We start from the raw sequence: 24,927 nt of genomic DNA on the forward strand, positions 1-24,927 counted from the left end.
AAAAGTTAGCTTTTTAAATAGCAAGGGTTTTAATAATATCTCAAAAGATTCATTTTAGAGAAGAGATTTTTATTGATTATGGATTATAATTCGAATAGGAAAAAGTTGCTTTTGCCTGAGTATGGGCGTCATATTCAAAAAATGGTGGACCATTGTGTTTCCATCCAGGACATAGAAGAAAGAACCAAGTGCGCACATTCCATTATTGGAAATATGGGAAATATGTTTCCGCATTTACGCGATGTAAACGATTTCAAACATAAGCTGTGGGATCATTTGGCTATTATGTCCGATTTTAAATTGGAAATCGAAACGCCATTTGAACTTCCTGAAAGGGAAACATTAAATGAGAGACCCAAAAAACTAGCTTACAACAATCAGCGTATCAAATACCGTCACTATGGACGTACCATTGAACATATGATTGATAAAGCTGCCGAGATGGAAGATGGCGAGCATAAAAAGCATTTGATTATGCTGATCGCCAATAACATGAAGAAATCGCTGATTACGTGGAACAAAGATTTCCCCGGTGATGAGCGTATATTTAATGATATGAGAAAGATGTCGGGAGGAAAACTTGACATTGGTGACGACATTAAAATTCCGGAACAAAGGGATAATCAAGTGAGTCCAAACCGCAACAAGAAGAAGCGTACTTTTAAGCGTCACGACGACCGCAGAAGCAAATCTTAGTTGAGTTACATGCAGGACTTGACGTATTAAAAGTATGAAGTCGATTCTAAAGGCTAATTTTATAATCCTAAATTAATGCACTGTTTCGAAATTGAAGGAGGGCACAAGCTTTCCGGCGAAATTACCCCACAAGGGGCTAAGAATGAAGCACTACAGGTTATATGTGCGACCTTACTGTCAAGAGAAGAAATTGTTATCAGCAATATCCCCGATATTGTTGACGTAAATAATCTGATCAACTTACTGGGCGATATAGGTGTAATAATCAATCGGGTAAGTAGGCATACCTGTTCCTTTAAGGCTGAAAATATTGATCTGGATTATCTTCAAAGCCGGGAATTCAGAAAAAAAGCGTCATCCTTGCGTGGATCCATTATGATTATGGGGCCACTTTTGGCACGTTACGGAAAAGCTTATTTCCCAAAGCCCGGAGGCGATAAGATTGGGCGTCGCAGATTGGATACCCACTTTATTGGATTTGAAAAGTTAGGTGCCAGTTTTCATTATAACCCCAACGAAATATTTTATAGTGTTGAGGCCGATGCATTAAAAGGTGCGTATATGTTGTTGGATGAAGCATCAGTAACGGGTACTGCCAATATTGTTTTGGCCGCTGTGCTTGCCCAAGGTAAAACAACCATATATAATGCCGCATGTGAACCTTATTTACAGCAGTTATGTAAGATGTTGGTGAGCATGGGCGCCCAAATAACAGGGATAGGGTCTAACCTTTTATATATTGAGGGAGTAGAAAGCCTGGGCGGATGTAAACACCGCATTTTACCTGATATGATTGAAATCGGTAGTTTCATTGGAATGGCCGCCATGACTGGTTCTGAGATCACGATCAAAGATACGGCATACGACGAATTAGGAATTATTCCGGATGCGTTCCGGAGAATGGGAATTAAGTTGGAGCGCAGAGGAGATGATATTTATATTCCAGAACAAAAGGAGTATGAAATAGAAACTTTTATCGATGGCTCCATTATGACTATTGCCGATGCTCCTTGGCCGGGACTGACACCTGATTTGCTGAGCGTTTTTCTGGTAATAGCTACCCAAGCCAAAGGAAGCGTACTGATACACCAAAAAATGTTTGAGAGTCGATTGTTTTTTGTGGACAAACTGATTGATATGGGCGCACGTATTATTTTATGCGATCCACACAGAGCCACAGTCATCGGACTAAACAAAGAAACATCGTTGAGGGGTACCACTTTAACTTCACCTGATATCAGGGCAGGAGTGGCATTGTTAATAGCTGCTTTATCGGCTAAGGGTAAGAGTGTTATCCAAAATATCAATCAAATAGACAGGGGATATCAGAATATTGATGAAAGGCTTCAAAAGTTAGGCGCTAAGATTAAAAGAATTTAAGAGCAATATTTATACATGGTATTCAAGGGTTTCATCGTTGTGTGAAACCCTTTTTTTGTGCTTCTCAAACTTTCCCAAAATATTTAAGCCTTAAAAAGGATGATGTAAGGTGGATAGGGTTCTTTTTATCATGAAAATTTTTCAAGACATTTGGTTACAAAATTGAGTGATTAAAATCTTTTAAAAGGGGAGTGTTGAAAAGGTTACATACCTTAACAATGTTTAACACGATGTGATTTCAGGGATGCTATTAGCCCAGACTTATATATGTAAGTGAATGATATACAGTGCAGTATATAAATATGATTTTGTGGTATTGCATTAACTTTTGTAGGGTAAACCCATAAAGATAATGAATAAAATATTAATTGCAAATAAATTGTTTTGGTTTTTAATGTTTTTGAATATACTTTTGACGATCGTTTTACTAACATTTGTCATGAAAACGGGTACGTTAATCTAATTTAAGATTAACTGCACTGCAATTTTTTTAAACTTTGCAGCGTGAGTATAAACCAAAATATGTATGTATGAGAAAGCTAAAACTATTACTATTGGTTGTTTTAGCAGGGCCAGGATTCTTATCGTTTATCAATGGAATACCGGAACCTTCGGTCGGTATGGGGATAGGAGATAGAGTACCTGAGTTAAGAACTACTTTACTGAACGGATCCGATTTTGATTTAGAATCATTGCAAGGAAAAATGGTTTTAATTGATTTCTGGGCCTCGTTCGATGGAGAATCTCGCGTAGAGAATCATCAAAAGATGATGCTTCAAAAGAAGTTTGCGAACAGCAAATTTCACAATGGAGAGGGTTTTGTTGTTGTATCAATCTCTCTTGACAGATTTAAATCGCCTTTAGCAAAAGCTATTAAAGAGGATGGACTTGTCAATGCCCTGCACATCTGCGACTATCAAGGAGCAGAATCGTCCATCGCAAAAAGCTTTCAGGCAAAGGAGCCAGTCAATTATCTTATTGATGGAGACGGTCGTTTGGTGGCACGTGGCTCAAGTATTAACAAAGTGGCAGCGTCACTGGAGTACCTTCACAGAAATTAATTTTCTTCTTTTTACATTTTTCGATTAAAAATATCTACAAATAACTAAGTTTGTTATTGGATTTGGATTAGGATATTTTTGTGTCCTAATTCATTTCCTTTAAAAAATTTAGGCAGGATTCTTGTTAGGATTTGGCGGGGTTTAGGACCAATGAATTAAACATTTGAGACAAACCGTTGTTTGATGTATATTTTTATTTAGGATTAATTAAGGTGAGATATGGAGAAAATAAATTTAGGAAAGTTTGGTATCGTACTGGGGATATTGTTTTTGTTGACGCTTAATTTAAGTGCCAGTGATAATGTTAAAACAGGTCTGGAAATCGGCAATAAGGCACCTGAGATTAAGCTCTTGTCCCCCAATGGGGAAGTGATAGCTTTATCTTCTTTAAAAGGCAAGATGGTGTTAATTGATTTCTGGGCTTCGTGGTGTGGGCCATGCCGTAGGGAAAACCCTCATGTGGTAGAAGCTTATAACGAGTTTAAAGACAAGAGGTTTGACAATGGGAAAGGATTTACAATTTATAGTGTTTCGCTTGATAAGTCGAAACAGAGGTGGATTAAAGCGATAGAGGATGATAAGCTGACCTGGTCGAGCCATGTGAGTGACCTATTGGGGTGGAGTTCTAAAGCAGCCCAGATTTATGGTGTTAGGGGCATCCCCGACAACTTTTTAATTGATGGTGATGGCATAATCGTTGCCAAAAGATTGAGGGGGCCTTATTTAGAGGCAGCTCTTAAAAAGTATGTCAAGTGAAACTATTGTAGATTATTATTGGATATTGGAGTATATTCAGCAGCCTAAAAAATTGAAGTGAAAATCATGGCTCAGTATAAATAATAATCGGCAGAACAATAAACGGTATTTCAACAAATATATGGCAGTGCATCGAGTGTATGTACTGCCATTGTTAGTTTTGCAATATGACATTTTGGGGATAATCCTCAAAAACGCTGTCAATTTGTCCAAAACCATGCCGATGGCAAAATAATTGTGAAGGCAAAGCGTACGTAATGAAATAAAAATAAAATAATATAATGGCAAGTAAAGAATCAAAAAAACAAAAAAAGGAGGAAGTGGTTGAAGAACAGGTAACCGTTAATGCTACCGAAAATAAGAAGGATAAAGCAGGGGAGACTGTTGGGGATGAAGTGAAGGAGGAAAGCACTGAAGATGTTCCGTCTCAAAGTGAAGAAGAAGCAAAAATCGAAGAGCTATCATTGAAGGTTTCTGAATTAAACGATAGGTATTTGCGTTTGACAGCAGAGTATGATAATTACAGGAAACGTACTTTGAAAGAGCGGATGGAATTAATGAAAAGTGCCGGGGAATCTGTGTTGAATGGTATTTTGCCGGTGGTTGACGATTTTGACAGGGCAATTTCACATATCGACGAGGCGAAGGACCTGAAGGCCGTGAAGGAAGGGATTGATTTGATTTATAACAAGTTTCAAGAGTTTCTGAAGCAGAATGGAGTGGTTGAAATTGAAGCAAAGGAAAAAGATTTTGACACGGATTTGCATGAGGCTATTACAAAAATACAGGCCCCAACTGATGAAATGAAGGGAAAAGTGATTGATTGTGTTGAAAAAGGGTATATGCTGAATGATAAAGTAATGCGTTTTTCAAAAGTTGTTGTCGGAGAATAAATAGCACCTGATATATAAGTTATGTCGAAAAGAGATTATTACGAAATACTGGAGGTATCGAAAAATGCCTCGCCGGAGGAAATTAAAAAAGCCTACCGAAAAAAGGCGATTCAATTTCACCCCGATAAAAACCCCGGTGATAAGGCGGCTGAAGAAAAATTTAAAGAAGCTGCCGAGGCTTATGAGGTGCTGAGCGACGCCCAAAAGAAATCGCGCTACGACCAGTTTGGCCATGCAGGCGTTGGCGGAGCGGCCGGCGGAGGTTTTGGTGGCGGAGGTATGTCCATGGACGATATCTTCTCACACTTCGGAGATATATTCGGAGGTGGCGGATTCGGTGGTTTCAGCGGATTTGGCGGGTTTGGCGGCGGTGGCCGTCAGCGCGTAAATAAAGGCTCAAACCTTCGCGTAAAAGTTACCCTTACTCTGGATGAGATTCTCAATGGTGTTGAAAAGAAAATTAAAGTAAAAAAATACGTTCCATGTAGTCACTGTAAAGGTTCGGGAGCAGATGGAGGAGCTTCTCACAGCACTTGTTCAACATGTAACGGTTCAGGTCAGGTTACCCGGATTTCCAATACCATATTAGGTCAGATGCAGACCGCATCTACTTGTCCTACCTGTGGTGGGGAAGGAAAAATAATTACCAACAAATGTAAGTATTGTGCAGGCGAGGGAATTGAAAAGGATGAGGAAGTAATCTCTATCAATATTCCTGCCGGTGTTGAAGAAGGCATGCAGTTGTCCGTTTCTGGAAAAGGCAATGCCGCCCGCCGTGGAGGTATTAACGGTGACTTGTTGGTCCTTATTCACGAAGAAGAGCATAGCGAGCTGGTTCGTGACGGAAGAGACTTGTTGTATAATTTATTTGTGAGTATTCCTGAAGCTACGTTAGGTGCTCCGGTTGAAATCCCAACTTTGGAAGGTCGTGTAAAAGTGAAAATCGAAGCGGGAACCCAACCAGGAAAAGTATTACGTTTGAGAGGTAAGGGACTGCCGGAAGTAAACGCCTACGGAAGAGGTGACTTGTTGGTGAAGATCAATGTATGGATACCCAAGGATATTTCTCGCGAAGAGAAAAAAGCAATGGAGAAAATGGCAGAATCAGAGAGTTTTACCCCAAAACCATCTTCCCATGAAAAGAGTTTTTTCAGTAGAATGAAGGATATGTTCTAAAAAAAAAAGCCCCGATTTTTGCAAAAATCGGGGCTTTTTTTCTAAACTTTTTAGATCCCACCTAAAAACAAGCTAAGCTATATCTTTCTGTGAAGTTAAACCCGCAATCTGCATTGGAAATCCTATTGCACATTGAAATTGTTTCAAAACAAGACACTCCGCTGCTTCACTTCAACTCACCATAACGATGCTCCCGAAAGTAATCGGGACAAGTGATGCCTCGTTTCAGTAAAGCCTTGTTTTATTGCACTTTCAATGTTCACGACGAAGTGCTAATGCATAATCCGGGTTAAACTGCTTCAAAACATGGCGTTTCACTGAGTTGCTTCAACACAACAGAGCGTTGCTATGCATCTTTTCAGCAATTACTTGTTTTATGGTGTTTTAAATGCGCATTACGTATCTCAAATACATATCCGGTTTAAAGATCCGATATTGTTATGTCCCACATCGATGGAGCAAAGAGACATCATGATACCAGAAGTTTAATTCCTTCGGGAAGATGTGGGTACAGGGGTAAATGATCAATTATCAGAATAACCACAAGTAAGTCGCCACTTGCTAAATCACCTTTAGCTCTTTTCCTATTTTCACAAAAGCATTAATAGCCCGGTCGAGATGCTCTTTTTCGTGAGCTGCTGAAATCTGAATTCTGATTCGGGCTTGCCCTTTTGGCACAACCGGGTAATAGAATCCAATCACATAAATACCTTCATCCAGTAACTTGTTGGCAAACTCCTGCGAAAGTTTGGCGTCATAAAGCATTAGGGCAATTATGGCAGAATCGGTTGGTTTGATATCGAATCCTGCGGCTTGAATTTTCTCCTTGAAATATGCGGCGTTCTCAACAACCTTATCCCTGTACACTGTCGATTCCGTCAACATATCAAACACCTCGCTTGCTGCACCAACGATGGCTGGAGCCAAAGAGTTGGAGAATAAATAAGGACGGGAGCGCTGACGAAGCATGTCGATAATTTCTTTTTTGCCGGAGGTAAACCCGCCCAGTGCGCCACCTAACGCTTTGCCGAGTGTGCTGGTAATAATATCCACCCTTTCCATTACGTGATGGTATTCGTGCGTTCCACGACCGGTTTTTCCGATAAATCCGGAGGCATGGCTATCGTCCACCATTACCATACTATTGTATTTTTCCGCTAGGTCGCAAATTTCATTTAATTTGGCAATGTCACCGTCCATAGAAAAAACCCCATCGGTAACAATTATTCTATAGCGCTGTGCTTGTGCTTTCTTCAATTGTTCTTCTAAGTCGGACATGTCGGCATGCTTGTAACGGTATCGTGCAGCCTTGCATAAACGAACACCATCAATGATGGAAGCATGGTTTAATTCGTCTGAGATAATAGCATCTTCCGCGTTCAGCAGAGGTTCAAAAACGCCGCCGTTGGCATCGAAACATGCGGCATATAATATAGTGTCCTCGGTCCCAAGAAAACTGGCGATTTTTTGCTCCAGTGTTTTATGGATATCTTGGGTTCCGCAAATAAAACGAACCGAAGACATGCCGTAACCGTGGGTATCCATAATTTCCTGAGCAGCTTTAACCACCCGCGGATGCGAAGAAAGGCCCAGGTAATTGTTGGCACAAAAATTCAATACGTTTTTGCCGGTGCTAACCTTAATGTCAGCCCCTTGTGCCGTGGTTATAATCCTCTCGTTTTTATATAATCCCGACTCTTTTATCTGTTCAAGCTCGGTAATCAAGTGGTTTTTGAAGTCTCCGTACATATTTTTACAATTAAATTTTATCCAAAATTATAAAGCTAAACCAACTAAAAAAATGACATACGCAATGTATTGTTTTACATTTTGGTTAAATGTAAATTATAATGCAAGGAAAATTGGCATAAAAAATCTCCTCCCGCAAATTCAATAAAGTCCAACTGAAGATGAATGAGGAGATATGTTTATTGTATTGCTCACCTCAGAGCGTGTTTAAAATTTTATCCTTTATTAGAAGCAATGAGCTTTTTCTCTAATGGGTTTCCAGGTTCCTGCCGGATCAATCTCAAAGGTTACGGCAATTTGATAATGTGTACCCATGTTTCCTACAAAGTTCTGATGGAATGTAAAATAACTAGTTTCGCCTGGTTCGTTTATTACATGTCGGCTATATTGAGATACTTTAAATATCTCACCGGTCGAGGCAGAAACAACCACAGCTTTTACGGACGCCTTAACCCAATCTACATGTCCATCCTTGTTGAAATGTGTCACCTGACTACCTGTAAACGTACCATAAAGATTATCTCCGTCACACTCATACATTACTCTTTCCCAGAATCCTCCTATCACTTCCCTAACAGATTGCGCCTGTGTTGAAGTAATTGCAAAAAAGGAAATCAATAGTCCAACTACTAAAATTTTAGCTTTCATAATTAAAGATTTTTAATTAATTAATATCTGGAGTTTACAAGAATATACAAGTTACGAAATAAAGCCCTCGGGCACAATACATAAACGGCCTATTTTTAATCGGATATTCTGAGAGGACTAAACTGGTTGGTATGAAGAATAAAGGGTGTAATGTTGTGATCTTTTGGTAGTTTTAAGAGAGGTATGCCAGCCTGTGCAGGGTTACGATTCTTGTGTATATTTAGCTCTTTGTTTCTGATTTGTCTTTGTGTTAGGCACTTTCAGACGATTATTGAAAAAATGAATTAATGATGGTTTCAAGTACTTGTCGGTTTAACCGATCTTCTCGCTACAATAAAAAAGAAAATTAGAGGTTATAATAATAGGTTGCAAATGTCTGGATTGAATTTATTTTACTGCGGAGTTTTTAGTATTTATATATTACATTTGCGATTCTGGGGATTATAGAAAAACAAAAAAGCGTGTTGTTAGCATGTATTCAAGAACTAGATATAAAGTTAAACTTAGGTTAAAGGCCATTTATGTTTTTGTAGGACTGTTTGTTACCATTAGTTTTGGTGCTGCTCAGGACAAAGTTGAGCTTGGAGGCTATGTAGGAACATCTTATTATTTGGGCGACCTTAATCCTCAAAACCAATTTTATCAGCCGGGTTTATCATTTGGAGGTGTGGCACGATATGTGCTTGACGACAGGTACGCCTTGAAAGGAACCCTTGGAGTGGCAAGTTTAAAAGGAAGTTACCCGGACAACAACGTGTTGTTCCCGGAAGGTGATGTGCCCTATTCGTTTAGTAGGAAAGTAGCGGATGGAACGCTACAAATGGAGTTTAATTTTAAATCGTACGATCATCCTTTCGTAAGCACGACGAATTTTACGCCATATATTTCATTGGGCTTGGGCACAAGTGTTTATAAAAGATTTTCGACAGAAATTGGAAATAATTCTCAACAAACGGTTTTTATATTATCTTTGCCATTCGGTATTGGAGCCAAGTATAAAATAAACAAGTGGATAAGGGTGGGAGCGGAGTGGAGTTTCAGGAAGACTTTTGTTGACGATTTGGATGTGGTAGGTTCAAACCTTCCTGTAAATGCAGAGGATGCATACGGGTTTAACAGCGAAAGTAAAATCCATAATACAGATATGTACTCTGTGGCCAGTGTGCATATGACGTTTAGTTTATTTACAAGAAAGGCACAATGTAATAGTGGTTATTAAAAAAAAGGCAAAGACAGATAAAATATGTCAGTAAAGGATAAACTGATAAAAGAATTATTGCCCAAACATGTGGCCATCATCATGGATGGAAACGGGCGATGGGCAAAAAAGCGCGGGAATTCGAGAGTTTTTGGGCATAAGAATGGAGTTAAAGCTGTTCGTGCTGTAACGGAAGCGGCAGCGGAGTTGGGAATAGGGTATGTTACATTATATGCCTTCTCTACCGAAAACTGGAACCGTCCCAAGCTGGAAGTCGATGCTTTGATGTCGTTATTGGTTTCGACAATTAGCTCCGAAACGAAAACCTTGATGGAAAACAATGTTAGATTGGGAGTTATTGGTAGTGTTGATACCCTGCCAAAAGACGTGCACCGCAAGTTGATGGAGTGCATGGAAAAAACCTCACAAAATACTGGTCTTACCTTAAATTTGGCGTTAAGCTATAGTTCAAGATGGGAAATCACGGATGCAATCCGCAAGATAGCCCGTAAAGTAAAAGATAATGAATTAGAACCTGATGACATTAATGCCGAAATAATCTCAAATAATTTAACCACAGCGAATATACCCGATCCCGAGTTGATGATTAGGACGAGCGGTGAATTACGCATAAGTAACTTTTTGCTCTGGCAATTGGCTTATGCCGAACTTTATTTTTGCGACACGCTCTGGCCCGACTTCCAAAAGGAAGATTTTTACGAAGCTTTGAACGATTACCAAGGCAGGGAAAGAAGGTTCGGTAAAACAAGCGAACAATTAACAAAATAGAAAAATTTAGATTCAATATATAATGCTGAAACATTTTACACTTTTCTTTATCATTCTCACCATACTCCCCACATTATCGTTTGCTCAGAATCAAGAGAGTGTACCTCTCATTAGCTATTCCGGTTCTCCCCGTAAATACGAAATAGCTGAAATTACTGTAACAGGTATCCAAAACTACGATCCTAAGATCCTGGTAAACCTTTCCGGACTAAAAGTCGGTCAAAAACTCAATGTTCCCGGCGAGAAAATTTCGGAGGCCATCAAGAAATATTGGGAGCACGGACTATTTTCCGATGTGAAGATAAAGGCATCTAAAATTGAATCCGGGAAAATATGGCTCGAAATTCAACTGCAGGAACGTCCTCGCTTGTCGGATATCAACTACTATGGGTTGAAGAAATCGGAGATAGAGACCGTAGCTGAAAAAGTGGCCATGATGAAAGGAAGTCAGGTTACGCCTTATCTGATTACACGTTCCGAGAAATATATAACGGATTATTTTGTGGGCAAGGGATTCTATAATACAGAGGTTCGTGTAGTGCAAAAGGACGATACTACCAAAATGAACCATGTTTACCTGGACATTACCGTTGATAAAAAGGAGAAAGTAAAAGTTAGGGCACTGGATTTTACAGGTAATACAGTGTTTAGCGACAGTAAGTTAAACCGTACCATGAAGAAGACCAATGCCAAAGGTAAAATCAAAAATTTCTTCCGTACCAAAAAATTTATCGACGAAACCTATCAGGAGGATCTTGTCGCCGTAATTGATAAATATAATGAGTTTGGATACCGGGATATGATCATCGATTACGACTCCATATCCAGGAACGACGACAATACCGTAGATATTAAGATAAATATTGAAGAAGGGTCTAAATATTTCTTGGGTGATATCTCCTGGATTGGGAATAGCATATACCCCGGTGAGTATCTGAGTGCCATGTTGCGACTGGAGAAAGGGGATGTTTTTAACCAAAAGCTATTGGACGAGCGTTTGTTTCAGGATGATGACGCGGTGCATAACCTTTATATGAACAACGGTTACTTGTTCTCTAATATCCAGCCGGTAGAAGTAAATGTTTATGGAGATACCATTGACTTGGAGATGCGTGTGTACGAGGGTAAGCAAGCTTCTATTAATAATATTGTCATCAATGGAAACACTAAAACGCATGAACATGTGGTTCGCCGTGAAGTTCGTACTAAACCGGGACAGCTGTTTAGCAAATCGGAATTGATTCGTACGGTACGAGAGCTGTCCCAGCTGGGGCACTTTAACCCCGAAAATATTCAACCCGATGTGCAGCCAAACCCCGAGGACGGGACCGTTGACCTGGTATATAACCTGGAAGAAAAAGCCAATGACCAGATTGAGCTCTCCGGCGGTTGGGGTGCCGGCATGTTTGTGGGTTCATTGGGGCTTAAATTCTCAAACTTCTCGGTACGTAATATATTTAATAAAGAGGCATGGCGGCCGTTGCCTACGGGTGACGGACAAACGTTGTCGTTGAGAGCACAAACCAACGGTAAGTATTATCAGTCGTACAGCTTCTCGTTTACCGAGCCGTGGCTGGGTGGCAAAAGGCCGAATTCGTTAACCGTATCGGCATACCGTTCTATTCAATCAAGTGTTTCCGATAGTTATTACAATAATTATAACAGCTATTTTAACAGTAGCTATTATGGAGGTTATGGAAGTAATTACGGCTATTCCCAATACGATGCTTCGGAGATCGATCAGCATATGAAAATTTTCGGTGTGTCCGTTGGTTTCGGAAAGCGTTTAACATGGCCGGATGACTGGTTCTCGTTATATGCCGAAGTGAGCTACCAACACTACGACCTCATGGATTGGCAATATTTTATTATGCAAAACGGGGTGTCGCAGAACTTACACTTCAAGTTTATGTTGTCGCGCAACTCCATCGATAACCCGTTGTATACACGTAGGGGCTCTAACTTTTCTTTCGGGGTGGAATTTACACCACCTTATTCAGCCTGGATGGACAAAAACTATGCGAACCTTTATGACCTAACGATTAACGGAGATACCGACGAAAGAGCAGAAGCACAGGAACAATTATACGATTATATCGAATACCATAAATGGACCACACAAGGATCGATATTTACGCCGCTTGATAAAGCCGAGAAACTCGTACTCATGGGTAAATATGAGATGGGATTCCTGGGATATTATAACGAAAACGTTCGTTCCCCGTACGAGAAATTTATGCTGGGAGGAGACGGAATGTCAGGTTATAGTATGTATGGTAGTCAAACGGTTGGACTTAGAGGATATGAAAACTCATCGTTAACGCCAAGAAACAGATATGGGAGTTACGATGGTAACATCTATAATAAGCTCACCTTTGAAATGCGATATCCGTTAACATTGCAGCCATCGGCCCAGGTTTATGCGTTGGCATTTTTAGAAGCAGGTAATGCATGGAGCGATTTTCAGGATTATAGCCCATTCGATTTAAAACGTTCTGCCGGAATCGGTGTCCGTATCTACCTGCCAATTTTTGGATTGATGGGAATTGATTGGGGATATGGATTTGATGAAGCTCAGGTTGAAGGTGCCAATGGAAGCCAGTTCCACTTTGTGATTGGGCAACAATTTTAATTGTGGTTTGATTTTTGAGATACATGAAACCAAGTGTAGTGTTTAACCAAAATTAAAGACATGAAAAAAATAGTTTTTATTGCGATGATAATGGCGTTTGGCTTAACTATACAAGCTCAAAAGTATGCTTTTGTCGATACGGAGTATATCTTAAAGAATATACCTGCGTTTGAGGCAGCAAACGACCAATTGAATCAAACCTCACAAGGTTGGCAAAAAGAAATTGAAGCCGTATATGCCGAGGTGGAAACCATGTATCAGAATTACCAGACCGAGAGCGTGTTTTTATCTAACGAGATGAAAATAAAGAAAGAAGAGGAGATTGTGGCCAAAGAAAAAGAAGCGCGACAGTTACAAGCAAAATATTTTGGGCCGCAAGGTGAATTAGGCAAAAAAAGGGAGGCGCTGATTAAGCCTATTCAGGACGACATATACAACGCCATACGCGAAATGGTGGAGGACGAAGGATATGCGGCCATATTTGATAAAGCATCGGGCGGTGTAGTTTTATTTTCCGACGCAAAATACGATATTAGCGACGATGTTTTAGAAAAACTGGGATATAAAAAATAGATAGTCGCATATACCTAGAAGGTATGTGTAATGTTAATACTTGATTTATGAAACTAATTAAACAACTTTTTGTTGGATTGGCCTTGATAGGTTCTACGATGGTGTCGGCACAATCCAATCTTAAATTCGGTCATGTTAATACGCAGGCGATATTATCCGCAATGCCCGAATTGAAAACAATTGACGAGCAACTGAAGGGGCAATACGAAACTCTGGAGGCACAGCTAACAACCATGCAGGAAGATTTAAAAAAGCTTCAGACAGATTATCTCACTAAAATGCAGGCAGGTAACATGTCGCCCGATGAAAGAAATATCATCGAAACCGAGTTGCAAGAAAGCAATCTCAAGGTTCAAAACTTTTTTCAAACTTCTCAGCAAACCTTGCAACAGAAAGAACAGGAGCTTAAAAAGCCAATTTTCGACAAAGTGAGTAACGCCATTCAAGAAGTAGGTGCCGAAAATGGTTTCCTATATATTTTTGAAGAAGTAGGAGGCCTGGCGGTATATAAGTCGGAAAAAAGCATTGATGTATCCAACTTGGTAAAAGCAAAACTCGGAATTCAATAATATCAATTACCATTAAAATAATAATCTAAGAATAAAAAAAATAAACATATGAAATCGATTAAATTACTACTAGTTGTTGGGGTGATTGTGTTTAGCTCAAGCACATTTGCTCAAGAGTTAAAATTCGGACACGTTAATATTCAAAAGCTGGTATCTGAACTACCTGAAAAGCTGGCCGCCGATAAAAAATTACAAGAAGAAGCTCAAAAATTGGAGGAAAACCTAAAGGTGATGAATGAAGAGTTGGAATCCAAGTATACCGATTATATGGATAAAAGGGATTCTTTACCTGAGTTAATTGTGGCCACTAAAGAAAAAGAAATCCAGGAACTGCAACAACGATTGCAAAACTTTAAGATGTTGGCGCAACAGAACATACAAACCCAGGAGCAACAAATGCTTCAACCTATCATCCAAAAAATTCAGAAAGCAATTGACGAAGTAGGTGCCGAAAATGGTTTTATATACATTTTTGATGTTAGTTCCAGGGTTGTTATCTATCATTCAGAAAAAAGTACGGATGTGGAAGAGTTGGTGAAAGCTAAATTAACGGCTTCGGTTAACTAGAAACTATATAAAAAATATATATTTGAAGGATGGTTATGTAAATAGCCATCCTTTTTTGGTTTAATCTTTTCCGAAGTTTTCAACTTTAGTAAAGAGGCAAGATTATTTGTGGCTTATCTTTTATTAAGTAAATGGAAAGTAATAAATGGAAAATAAGTTAGGGCCCATAGCGGTTTTTGATTCGGGGTACGGGGGGCTTACCGTATTAGATAAGCTACGGAAACGTTTGCCGCAATACGACTTTCTGTATTTGGGCGACAATGCCCGAACACCATACGGCACCCGATCGTTTGATGTGGTGTATGAATATACCCTGGAAGCGGTCAAAAAACTGTTCTCAATGGGCGTGCACCTCATTATTTTGGCATGTAATACTGCGTCGGCCAAAGCGCTTAGGACTATCCAGCAAAACGACTTGCCCAAAATAGACCCAACCAGGCGTGTATTAGGCGTTATTCGCCCCAGTGTTGAAGTGGTATCCCAATATACCTTGACCCATAAAATTGGTGTATTAGGAACGGTTGGAACGGTCCAATCGGATTCGTATTCAATAGAATTAAAAAAACAATCGAAAAAACTGGAGGTCTTTCAAGAGGCATGTCCCATGTGGGTGCCATTGGTGGAGAACGGTGAGGCAGAATCGGCCGGGGCAGATTACTTTATCCGGAAAAACGTGAATAACCTGTTAAAACAGGATGCGGATATTGATACGGTGATTTTGGGCTGTACCCATTATCCGTTGCTTCTGGATAAAATAAAACAGTTTTTACCAGGTTCATGTACCATTTTGGCGCAAGGTGATATTGTTGCCGATAGTTTGGCCGATTACCTTAAACGTCACCCCGAAATGGAGGCTAAGTGCTCTAAAAATGGTCAGGTGTCATTTTATACTACCGAAAACGCCGATAAATTCAAGCAGACAGCAGGTTATTTTTTTAAAGAGGACATCGAGGTAAAACATATTCATCTGTAAATGTCATTGGTAAATCTTGTAAATCATGGGTTTGATTTCAGAAAATGTTCATAATCAGCATATGAACAATCAAACTTTTCCAAAGTTTTTAACTTTGGAAAAGTTAACCGGACCAGCACAGACCATTGCTTCACTAAGCAATGCCTAATTACTCCTCCTTGTACCAACTAGAGTACATCAGATAGTTATTCGCAATTTTATTAATCATTTCCTTGGTTTGCTGCGGTTCAATATCTTTTACCTTTTTAGCGGGAACTCCGGCATATACACTGTTCGGCTCAACTTTAGTCCCGGTTAAGACTAATGAATTAGCTGCTATGATAGAGTTTTCTCCAATAACGGCATGGTCCAGAACAGTAGCTCCTATACCTACCAAAACATTGTTCTCTATTTTTGCGCCATGAATGGTAACATTGTGTCCAATAGAAACGTTATCGCCAATTTCGATGGTCGATTTCTCATAAAGCGTGTGCAAAACAGATCCATCCTGAATATTAACTTTATTGCCGATACGAATTGAGTTTACATCCCCCCTGAGCACTGCATTAAACCAAACGCTGCAATCGTTTCCCATTTCAACATCGCCAACAATGGTGGCATTTTCGGCTAAATATACATTTTCTCCAATTTTGGGAGTAAATCCCCTTACTTCTTTTATTAGTGCCATTAATTTAGTAGTATTTGTTTAAATTTATTATTGATTCTTAAACCAACATTTCGTGCAAATTTACGCTTTTTACTAGCAAATAATATGTTCGTGAGCATGACTTTGATTTATTCGAAAATCCGTTGTATTGTCTTATCAGTTTAGTTATCTTTAAACAAACAGTTTTGGATTGGTATTTGTTGAGGAGAAAAAGAACATAAAATATTGGTTTTCACGCTTAAATACTGACGTCTGTCAAGCTTTTGTTATTCCATACCGATTACCTTTACTGTTCAATTAACGCTAACAGATTCTTTTAAGGAAATTACTAGAACATGAATCCTCAATGACCCTTATTGCAGGATTTTATTTTATGTAATTATGATGAAAGAATCTATAAAGAATCCTGATATAAAGTTTTAAAATAATTATGGGCAGAAGTTCAAAAGTAATCGAGCGGGACGAGGTCGTTGTGAGGTTTTCGGGCGACTCGGGTGACGGAATGCAATTGACCGGAACCTTGTTTTCAAATACTTCGGCGGTTTTTGGAAACGATATTTCTACATTTCCAGATTATCCGGCTGAGATCAGGGCCCCACAAGGAACCATTGGTGGGGTTTCCGGTTTTCAAGTTCATTTTGGCCACACGGAGGTATACACACCGGGCGATTATGCCGATGTGCTGGTGGCCATGAATCCGGCGGCACTAAAGGCTAATTCTAAATGGGTAAAACCGGGCGGGACCATCGTTATGGATGTGGACAGTTTTGATGACAAACATTTGGAGAAGGCGGGTTATACCACAAATGATCCAATTACCGAGGATAAACTTGGCGATTATAATATTATTAAAGCCCCTATCACAACCCTTACCAAAGAGAGTCTGAAGGATATGGGATTGGATAATAAAAGTATTTTGCGAAGTAAAAACATGTATGCGCTTGGTCTGGTGTATTGGTTGTTTGACCGATCGCTTGAGCATACACGTGAGTTTATTAAGAAAAAGTTTGCCAAAAACCCATTGGTTGTGGAGGCCAACTTAAAAGTGCTGAAGGAAGGTTATGATTACGGTGTGATTATCCAAGCGGTAACGCCTTCGTACCATATTAACCCGGCATCCATTAAAAAGGGGAAGTACCGTAACTTAAATGGTAATACTGCTGTTGCATGGGGCTTGATTGCAGCTGCCCAGAAAGCAAACCTTGAATTGTTTTTAGGATCGTATCCTATTACCCCGGCAACAGAGATTCTTCAAGAACTCTCTGCCCGTAAAGATTTAGGTGTAAAAGTATTTCAGGCCGAGGATGAGATTGCAGGGATATGTACCGCTATTGGAGCCAGTTTTGCAGGTGATTTGGCTGTAACATCCACCTCCGGTCCCGGATTGGCCTTAAAAGGCGAAGCCATTGGTTTGGCGGTTATTTCGGAATTGCCACTGGTGATTGTAAATGTACAGCGCGGAGGCCCGTCAACAGGACTGCCGACCAAAACAGAACAGAGCGACTTGATGCAGGCCTTATATGGCAGAAACGGAGAAAGCCCGTGTGTGGTGATGGCAGCTTCTTCGCCTATCAACTGTTTCGAATATGCTTTTTATGCGGCTAAAATTGCCATTGAACACATGACACCCGTAATTTTGTTAACGGATGGTTTTTTGGCCAATGGTACGCAGCCATGGAGGATTCCTGATTTGGCAGACTATCCCGAGATTGTTGCCAAGCGTGTTCCCGATGAAGAAAAAGAGGGTTGGATGCCATACAAACGGGATCCCGAATCATTGGTTCGTTGTTGGGCACCCGTTGGTACACCTGGTCTAATGCATCGTATTGGCGGTTTGGAAAAAGATGAAAATACAGGCGGTGTTTCATATGATGCCGAAAGTCACGAGAAGATGGTGTACTATCGGGAGGCCAAAGTGAAAAAAATAGAAAACTATATTCCGGAACAAGACATTTTAGGAGATCCGGATAGTGAAGTACTTGTGGTTGGCTGGGGCGGTACCTTTGGGCACTTGTATACCGCAGTGGAGGAACTTCAGGATGAGGGTGTAGGAATTGCTTTGGCACATTTTAACTATATAAATCCGTTGCCCAAAAATGCACATGACGTGTTAAAGCAATACAAAAAAATATTGGTTTGTGAATTAAATTTAGGTCAGTTTGCCAATTGCCTGCGTATGAATTTTCCTGATATTCAGTATCGTCAGTACAACAAAGTGCAGGGCTTACCATTTACGGTTTTGGAATTAAAGGAGCAGTTTAAAAAATTACTGGAGGAGTAATGTCATGAGTGAACAATGTGAATTAAAATATACCGACTTTAAAAGTGATTTAAGTGTAAGATGGTGTCCGGGATGTGGTGACCATGCGATTCTTAATTCGGTACAAAAGGCCATGGCCAACTTAAACGTGGAACAGCACAATGTGGCCGTCATTTCCGGAATCGGTTGTTCTTCGCGATTCCCATATTATATGAATACCTATGGTTTTCATACTATTCATGGAAGGGCCGCAGCGGTTGCTTCGGGTGTTAAGGTGGCCAATCCCCATTTGCATGTATGGGAGATTACAGGCGATGGAGATGCCTTGGCGATTGGAGGAAACCACTTTATTCATCTTATCCGAAGGAATATTGATATCAACGTGATTCTTTTTAATAACCAAATTTACGGATTGACGAAAGGACAATATTCGCCGACTTCAAAGCGAGGGTTTATTTCTAAAACTTCACCATTTGGTACGGTGGAAGATCCTTTTCGACCCGGGGAATTGGCGTTAGGTGCACGAAGCCAGTTTTTTGCCAGAACAGTGGATAAAGAATTGAAACTTTCCGTGGAAGTATTGGAGGAGGCTGCAAAACACAAAGGAACATCCATAGTGGAAGTGCTGCAAAATTGTGTGATCTACAACGATAAAACACATGAGGCCATCACAGACAAAGAACATAAATTGGACAGGACCATTGTTTTAAAACATGGCGAAAAAATGATTTTCGGCACCAACAGGGACAAAGGTTTGGTGATGGACGGTATGAACATTAAAGCGGTTACCCTTGGTGAAGATGGGTATACCATGGATGATATTTTGGTACATGATGCCGAAACCCATCATGTTTCGATGCATCGTAAGTTAGCCAATATGGATTATCCGGAACTACCGGTTGCCTTAGGGGTTATCCGTTCGGCGGACGGACTTAGTTACGATGAATGTGTTGAAAAGCAATTAGATGAGGTTCAGAAAAATACCAGGGTACATACATTCGAAGAATTGGTTAATTCGGGAGAAGTTTGGGAGGTAGAATAAATACAAATCTTATATTCTATGAAAAAGGATTGCTCAAAAAAGCAATCCTTTTTATATATTTTACCTTAGGGTAGTTGAGTTTTCAAATTTAACCTTGTTATTGCCTTTGATGGTTTTGTTTTTTAACGCTAAATACTCGTCGGCAGAAATATCTTCGATATGGGAGACTCCACCATTTTTGTCAAGCTTTACAACTCGATAAATGGGGCCGTCTTCATAATTAGAAGTTAGTGACGGATCAATAAGAGGTGTTCCCTCAACAACATATTTTGTTTCGCCAACAATAAAATAAAAGAATTTACTATAAAGTACACCATCCAATAAAGCAACACAACCAGGTACGCTCTCAATAGCTCTGTCGATAGCTTCTTTCATATTTGGAATACCTGTGGGAATGAAAATAATAATATAAGCTTTATCAGAACCTTCGACCCTTGCTTTACCTCTTTCAAAGGAGGCCCCTTTGCTTAGGTCAACATTTTTTGTTGAAATAATGGTGAAATCAACCAAACGTTGCGTACATGATGTAAGTGCAAACATGGCAACAAATAAAACAACTAAATTCTTTTTCATAATCTGAGTATAAAAACCCTACTCGTATGGCTTTTCGGTTCCGCCCCGTTTTTTTTAATGGTATCTGGTATCCATTATTTTAAATATCTATTCAATTTAATAAGCTTTCTCTATAATGTCAATAGGTGAATTCTTAGGAATGGAATTTAGTAAAGCAATAAATAGCCTCTGTAAAAATTATAAGTAGTTTATTTTTGAAAAAAAATATTGAAATGTTGTAACTTATGTGGCACATTAGACGTCAGAATGCACAGGTACCCAAAACATAAAAAACAACACATATGGCACGTAAAAAAGTAATATTATCTGTATTCACATTGCTTGTCGGAGTAAGCTTATTGGCAAAAAGCGGAACCAACGAAAGGGAAGTGCGGGAAGTGGCGAAATTTAATTCAATTACGGCAAACTCCGGTTTAGACGTATACATCGTACAAGGAAGTGAGTGCAGCGTGGAGGTGGAGGCTTCAAAAAGTCAGATTCACAGAATAGTTACCGAAGTAAAAGGTGGAACTTTACATGTTTATGTCAAAGGAAATTTCCGATGGAATTTAAAAGATGTAAGAAAAGTATATGTCTCAGCCCCGGAGTTTACAAATATTACAGCCAATGGGGGTGCGGATATAAGAGGAAATTCTGTTATAAAATCAGGGCATCTTAATGTGAAGTCAAACGGGGGAGCCGATATCTATTTATCGGTAGATACTAAAAGTTTAATACTAAACTGTAGCGGAGGGGCTGACATTATGGTAGAAGGAACGACCGAACAACTTACAGCTTCCGCTTCGGGTGGGGCGGATATTAATGCCAAAAAATTGAAGGCCAAGTATGTAACTGCTTCGGCAAGTGGCGGTGGCGATATCGACGTTTTTGCATCAGAATCTATAACGGCTAAGGCAAGTGGCGGCGGAGATGTAAATTATATGGGTTCCCCAAAAAAGAAAAATATTAGCGAGTCGGGCGGTGGCGATGTTAGCGGGTATTAACCCGTATAATTTAAATATTTTGTCCACGTTAGGATTCAATGTTCTTTAAATACCCCGATTGTCTTTAATTTTTGTGTGCTGATTATAGGAGCGGGTTTTATGCTTTGTCGCTCTATCTTAGGTAGAATGTCTTTTGATATGCCGTGTACGCATAATAATGGTTGTTAAAGTGGGTTCTATAATTTCCGAGATCGAATAATTGCTGAACCCCCACAATGGTTAGGTTTTCCGGTACACTGTGCTTTTTTTATAAAGCATTGAATGGCGTAATAGCCCAGTGGTCACCGGCACAGAAAACACGATCGGGTATTGTTTTTTGTCTAAGAAACCGAATCGCCTTGCATACCTGGTTCAGATTAGAGTTTGTTGTTGAGCGATAAACTCATCTCTAACCTCCAATCTATATTTAATATGTCCATGGACTGATTTCTTTCAATGTTGCAATATTTTTGCAACCCAATAGAAACGAGATGTTCTATGACTTGAAAGGCAGCTTTGTAATCTTCAAGTAGCATTTTGTTCATGTTGGGGCTGTCTGGCACCCGGTCGTAAATAACAATTGGCTCCTCTTGTTTCTTGAAAACTTCAAAATGTTCTGTGTACTCGGTCTCCAACCCCAAACGTGCAATATTTCATTCATGCATGCATTGGGCACCACCTTGAAAACGAAGCATATATTACCAGATAAAAAAAGGCATAAAAAAACCGGCGCATGGCCGGTTTAATAATTTTTGGGAATATGGTTAAAAACGAACCCCAACCGTTATGGCCAGGTGCTCAAACGCTGTATCATATTTTATTTCACCAAAAAACATATCGTAGTTGGTTCCGGCACCTAAATCAATCCCAATTTCGCCATCCGAAGCTTCTGCGGAGAATCCAAATCCGCCAGTAGGTCCATCATATTTAACTTTAACGTGTGAATAGTTCAATCCTGCCAGGCCATAAAATTCAAAATCACCTTCTTCATAGAAATTGTAATGTGCATCTGCATTTAATTGCCAGGCCGTTAACTTAAAATCACCCTCAGAACTTGGAAAAACAAAAGTGAAACCGGGAGATACTGACCAATCTTCGTTAAACTCATATTCGCCTCTAATGTTAATCCCAATACCCATTCCCCCATCAACGGCCCAATCGGTACCCAAGGAAAGTCCGCCGCCGTATTTTATGTTTTCGTTTTGAGCAAAAGACAATGAGGAAACCATTGTCATCATAACCACTGCTAATAGTAATTTTTTCATATCCAATTTTTTTAGGTTGCACATAATAAAGAAATACAGATCCAAAAGTATGTAAATATTGTTTGTTTGTCAACTTGCCGAACAAAGGCATTCCTTCGAAAATTGGTTACTGACCTACAGATTAAATATGTTAGTGGAATTTTATGGTACCTTCATGGAACAAAAAAATGAAAAAAGCCAGGACTGAGGTCAATTTAAATAGAGTAGAGTTCTACACTAATGGCATCTACGTGTCATTATGTTAATCTCGAATTAAAAATACACGGATAAGCCTGCAAGTACTCCAATACCATCGGTGATTAACTTGGCTTTAGAGTCGTCAGAATCTGATACAGCTACATGAGCGTAAACTAATCCAAAGTCGAGCGAAACAAAATCATTCAGAAATACGGCTACTCCACCGCCAAAATCATAAGCAAAAACATCCATGTTAAATTCATCCGAACCTTCTTCTTTTTCGGTTTGAGTACCAATACCGAAATCAGCTCTTAGATAGGGACGAACATTGGAAGAACCAATGTAATAGATGGCATATGGTCCTACAATGGAAGTGGTTGTTTTATAATCCTCTACCTCATCGTATTCATACGTTAAAGACAATCCTATGGCAAAATTATCCACAGCAAAGTACCCTACTGTTGGACTAAGGTTGAAATTTTTGTTTGAGACTTCATCGCCCATCTTTTCCCCATCATATTGGAATCTCATTTTAGTAGAAGTAAATGTTAAATCAGAAGCTCCTGATATATGTAATTTCCCACTGTTTAACTGAGCAGTTGAAAGGGTTGAGAAAAGAGCAGAAATCGCCACGAAAAGAAATAGCTTTTTCATTTTTTTACGTTTAAGGTTAATGTATAAATTATCTGTAACCCTAAAGTAATTTTAATTATTGGTCATAAAAAACCTCCACCAAATTTATTGATGAAGGTTTGCATATTGTAGGTGGATGTTGTGTTACTCCACAATAACCACAAAGAAGTTCTTTTTACCTTTTTGAACCAAAAGATATTTGTCGTTTAAAAGATAATCGGTATTTACTGACATGTCACCGACTGTAATTTTTTCTTTGTTTAAGCTGACACCTCCGCCTTTAATGGTTTTGCGTGCCTCACCTTTTGAAGGGAAAATTTCTGTTTGTACAGCAAGAAGTTCCAAGATATCAATTCCCGATTCCAATTCGTCTTTTGAAACATTAAACATAGGAACGCCTTCAAAAACGGCAAGGAAAGTATCCTCATCAATTTTTTTAAGTGCGTCCATGGTCGATTTCCCGAAAAGTATCTGGCTGGCCTCAACCGATGCCTCATACGCTTCCCGGCCATGTATCATCACAGTAATTTCTTCGGCCAGTCTTTTTTGAAGAGCACGTGCATGTGGCGCTTCAGCATGTTCCTTTACCAGTTTTTCCACCTTCTCTTGCGAAAGCAGGGTGAAAATTTTAATATACTTCTCTGCATCTTCATCGGAGGCATTTAACCAAAATTGATAAAACTTGTATGGGCTCGTACGCTTGGGGTCGAGCCAGATATTCCCCGATTCGGTTTTTCCGAACTTGCCGCCATCGGCCTTTGTAATTAAAGGACAAGTCATGGCAAAAGCTTTGCCTTCCTCACCATCCTTACTCAGCCTTCTTATAAGCTCGGTTCCGGTCGTAATATTTCCCCATTGGTCGGAACCACCCATCTGAAGTTTGCATCCGTACTCGTTATACAAATGGTAAAAGTCGGTGCCCTGAACCAACTGGTAGGTAAACTCGGTAAATGAAAGTCCTGCGTTTCCTTCTCCGCTGATTCGTTTTTTAACCGAATCCTTGGCCATCATATAATTAACGGTAATATGTTTGCCAATGTCACGAATAAAACCCAGGAAAGAGAATTCCTTCATCCAGTCATAGTTGTTTACCATGATGGCCTGGTTTTTTTTGCCACTGTCAAAGTCCAAAAAATGGCTTAACTGTTCTTTTATACAATTTTGGTTATGCCGAAGCGTGGTTTCGTCCAAAAGATTACGTTCGTCCGATTTTCCCGAAGGATCCCCAATCATCCCCGTTGCACCGCCAACCAAAACTATAGGCCTGTGACCGGCCACCTGCATATGTTTAAGCATCATCACGGTAACGAGGTGACCGATATGAAGAGAATCGGCAGTTGGGTCGATGCCAACATAACCCGTGGTCATTTCTTTTTGCAGTTGCTCTTCGGTTCCGGGCATCATATCGTGAATCATGCCGCGCCATTTCAGTTCTTCAACAAAGTTCATGGTTCTATAATTGAATGTTTTAATATCTGATTTTTATGAAACGCCAAAGATAATAAACTTTGTAGAGATTGGATATTAATATCAGAAACCAAACAACCAAAGCAGTATTTTATTATTAAACCCGGATTATGTATTATAGGCTCGTCATGAACATGGCAGGTACAATAAAACAAGGCATCACTGAAACGAGGCATCACTTGTCCCGATTACTTTCCATAGCCGTTAACTTTAGCCATTAAAAATTAAATTAATTATTTCTG

At 39.6% G+C, this 24,927-nt stretch carries 24 protein-coding genes; 16 read left to right on the plus strand and 8 right to left on the minus strand.

Annotation, left to right across the window (positions count from 1 at the left end):
• The first annotated feature begins 78 nt into the window (after window positions 1-78).
• From ACRD64_RS20440 to dnaJ, 6 genes are all read left to right on the plus strand, one after another.
• Entirely contained in the window at window positions 79-696 is a 618-nt protein-coding gene (locus ACRD64_RS20440) for a DUF4290 domain-containing protein (protein ID WP_430935530.1), read from the plus strand.
• Between the two features lie 75 nt (window positions 697-771).
• Window positions 772-2,076, plus strand: a complete 1,305-nt coding sequence (gene murA / locus ACRD64_RS20445; RefSeq protein WP_430935532.1) for a UDP-N-acetylglucosamine 1-carboxyvinyltransferase — start codon at window positions 772-774, stop codon at window positions 2,074-2,076.
• Between the two features lie 530 nt (window positions 2,077-2,606).
• Entirely contained in the window at window positions 2,607-3,137 is a 531-nt protein-coding gene (locus ACRD64_RS20450; protein ID WP_430935534.1) for a TlpA disulfide reductase family protein, read from the plus strand.
• Between the two features lie 219 nt (window positions 3,138-3,356).
• Window positions 3,357-3,893: a peroxiredoxin family protein gene (locus ACRD64_RS20455; RefSeq protein WP_430935536.1), complete on the plus strand. Its 537-nt coding sequence runs from the start codon at window positions 3,357-3,359 to the stop codon at window positions 3,891-3,893.
• Between the two features lie 281 nt (window positions 3,894-4,174).
• Window positions 4,175-4,786, plus strand: a complete 612-nt coding sequence (locus tag ACRD64_RS20460; RefSeq protein WP_430935538.1) for a nucleotide exchange factor GrpE — start codon at window positions 4,175-4,177, stop codon at window positions 4,784-4,786.
• Between the two features lie 21 nt (window positions 4,787-4,807).
• Window positions 4,808-5,962 (plus strand): molecular chaperone DnaJ, encoded by a 1,155-nt coding sequence (gene dnaJ / locus ACRD64_RS20465; protein WP_430935540.1) that lies wholly within the window; start codon window positions 4,808-4,810, stop codon window positions 5,960-5,962.
• Between the two features lie 561 nt (window positions 5,963-6,523).
• Here dnaJ and kbl read toward each other — a convergent pair.
• Both kbl and ACRD64_RS20475 read right to left on the minus strand, forming a co-directional pair.
• Window positions 6,524-7,711, minus strand: a complete 1,188-nt coding sequence (gene kbl, locus ACRD64_RS20470; RefSeq protein WP_430935542.1) for a glycine C-acetyltransferase — start codon at window positions 7,709-7,711, stop codon at window positions 6,524-6,526.
• A gap of 225 nt (window positions 7,712-7,936) precedes the next feature.
• Window positions 7,937-8,359, minus strand: a complete 423-nt coding sequence (locus tag ACRD64_RS20475) for a hypothetical protein (RefSeq protein ID WP_430935544.1) — start codon at window positions 8,357-8,359, stop codon at window positions 7,937-7,939.
• Between the two features lie 472 nt (window positions 8,360-8,831).
• On the opposite strand from ACRD64_RS20475, the gene ACRD64_RS20480 reads away from it, so the two are divergent.
• From ACRD64_RS20480 to murI, 7 genes are all read left to right on the plus strand, one after another.
• Window positions 8,832-9,578 (plus strand): DUF6089 family protein, encoded by a 747-nt coding sequence (locus tag ACRD64_RS20480; RefSeq protein ID WP_430935546.1) that lies wholly within the window; start codon window positions 8,832-8,834, stop codon window positions 9,576-9,578.
• Window positions 9,579-9,602: 24 nt separating this feature from the next.
• Entirely contained in the window at window positions 9,603-10,346 is a 744-nt protein-coding gene (locus tag ACRD64_RS20485; RefSeq protein ID WP_430935548.1) for an isoprenyl transferase, read from the plus strand.
• Between the two features lie 22 nt (window positions 10,347-10,368).
• Window positions 10,369-12,978, plus strand: coding sequence for a BamA/OMP85 family outer membrane protein (locus ACRD64_RS20490; protein WP_430935550.1), 2,610 nt, complete (start codon window positions 10,369-10,371; stop codon window positions 12,976-12,978).
• 60 nt (window positions 12,979-13,038) lie between these two features.
• The gene (locus ACRD64_RS20495) at window positions 13,039-13,551 is read left to right on the plus strand and encodes an OmpH family outer membrane protein (protein WP_430935552.1); all 513 of its coding nucleotides are present in this window, start codon (window positions 13,039-13,041) and stop codon (window positions 13,549-13,551) included.
• A gap of 47 nt (window positions 13,552-13,598) precedes the next feature.
• A complete protein-coding gene (locus ACRD64_RS20500) occupies window positions 13,599-14,120 on the plus strand; it encodes an OmpH family outer membrane protein (RefSeq protein ID WP_430935554.1) in 522 nt (173 codons plus the stop codon).
• 48 nt (window positions 14,121-14,168) lie between these two features.
• The gene (locus tag ACRD64_RS20505) at window positions 14,169-14,687 is read left to right on the plus strand and encodes an OmpH family outer membrane protein (RefSeq protein WP_430935556.1); all 519 of its coding nucleotides are present in this window, start codon (window positions 14,169-14,171) and stop codon (window positions 14,685-14,687) included.
• Between the two features lie 145 nt (window positions 14,688-14,832).
• Window positions 14,833-15,660 (plus strand): glutamate racemase, encoded by an 828-nt coding sequence (gene murI / locus ACRD64_RS20510; RefSeq protein ID WP_430935558.1) that lies wholly within the window; start codon window positions 14,833-14,835, stop codon window positions 15,658-15,660.
• Window positions 15,661-15,808: 148 nt separating this feature from the next.
• Here the strand turns inward: murI and ACRD64_RS20515 are convergent, their stop codons facing one another.
• Entirely contained in the window at window positions 15,809-16,327 is a 519-nt protein-coding gene (locus tag ACRD64_RS20515; RefSeq protein WP_430935560.1) for a gamma carbonic anhydrase family protein, read from the minus strand.
• Window positions 16,328-16,736: 409 nt separating this feature from the next.
• Between ACRD64_RS20515 and ACRD64_RS20520 the strand changes: the two genes are divergently transcribed.
• Both ACRD64_RS20520 and ACRD64_RS20525 read left to right on the plus strand, forming a co-directional pair.
• Window positions 16,737-18,587 carry a 2-oxoacid:acceptor oxidoreductase subunit alpha gene (locus ACRD64_RS20520; protein ID WP_430935562.1) on the plus strand — a complete coding sequence of 617 codons (1,851 nt, stop codon included), beginning with the start codon at window positions 16,737-16,739 and terminating at the stop codon, window positions 18,585-18,587.
• A 4-nt stretch (window positions 18,588-18,591) separates the two neighbouring features.
• A complete protein-coding gene (locus ACRD64_RS20525) occupies window positions 18,592-19,608 on the plus strand; it encodes a 2-oxoacid:ferredoxin oxidoreductase subunit beta (RefSeq protein WP_430935564.1) in 1,017 nt (338 codons plus the stop codon).
• Window positions 19,609-19,668: 60 nt separating this feature from the next.
• On the opposite strand, the gene ACRD64_RS20530 is transcribed toward ACRD64_RS20525, so the two are convergent.
• Window positions 19,669-20,181: a hypothetical protein gene (locus ACRD64_RS20530; protein WP_430935566.1), complete on the minus strand. Its 513-nt coding sequence runs from the start codon at window positions 20,179-20,181 to the stop codon at window positions 19,669-19,671.
• A gap of 281 nt (window positions 20,182-20,462) precedes the next feature.
• Between ACRD64_RS20530 and ACRD64_RS20535 the strand changes: the two genes are divergently transcribed.
• Window positions 20,463-21,164 carry a head GIN domain-containing protein gene (locus ACRD64_RS20535; protein WP_430935568.1) on the plus strand — a complete coding sequence of 234 codons (702 nt, stop codon included), beginning with the start codon at window positions 20,463-20,465 and terminating at the stop codon, window positions 21,162-21,164.
• A gap of 356 nt (window positions 21,165-21,520) precedes the next feature.
• Here the strand turns inward: ACRD64_RS20535 and ACRD64_RS20540 are convergent, their stop codons facing one another.
• From ACRD64_RS20540 to tyrS, 4 genes are all read right to left on the minus strand, one after another.
• Window positions 21,521-21,784: a hypothetical protein gene (locus tag ACRD64_RS20540; RefSeq protein ID WP_430935570.1), complete on the minus strand. Its 264-nt coding sequence runs from the start codon at window positions 21,782-21,784 to the stop codon at window positions 21,521-21,523.
• A 123-nt stretch (window positions 21,785-21,907) separates the two neighbouring features.
• A complete protein-coding gene (locus ACRD64_RS20545) occupies window positions 21,908-22,408 on the minus strand; it encodes an outer membrane beta-barrel protein (protein WP_430935572.1) in 501 nt (166 codons plus the stop codon).
• Between the two features lie 252 nt (window positions 22,409-22,660).
• A complete protein-coding gene (locus ACRD64_RS20550; protein ID WP_430935574.1) occupies window positions 22,661-23,239 on the minus strand; it encodes an outer membrane beta-barrel protein in 579 nt (192 codons plus the stop codon).
• A gap of 123 nt (window positions 23,240-23,362) precedes the next feature.
• A complete protein-coding gene (tyrS, locus tag ACRD64_RS20555) occupies window positions 23,363-24,667 on the minus strand; it encodes a tyrosine--tRNA ligase (protein WP_430935576.1) in 1,305 nt (434 codons plus the stop codon).
• Window positions 24,668-24,927: the final 260 nt, after the last annotated feature.

This window comes from Saccharicrinis sp. 156 (genome assembly GCF_050589685.1).
Taxonomy (GTDB): domain Bacteria; phylum Bacteroidota; class Bacteroidia; order Bacteroidales; family Marinilabiliaceae; genus Saccharicrinis.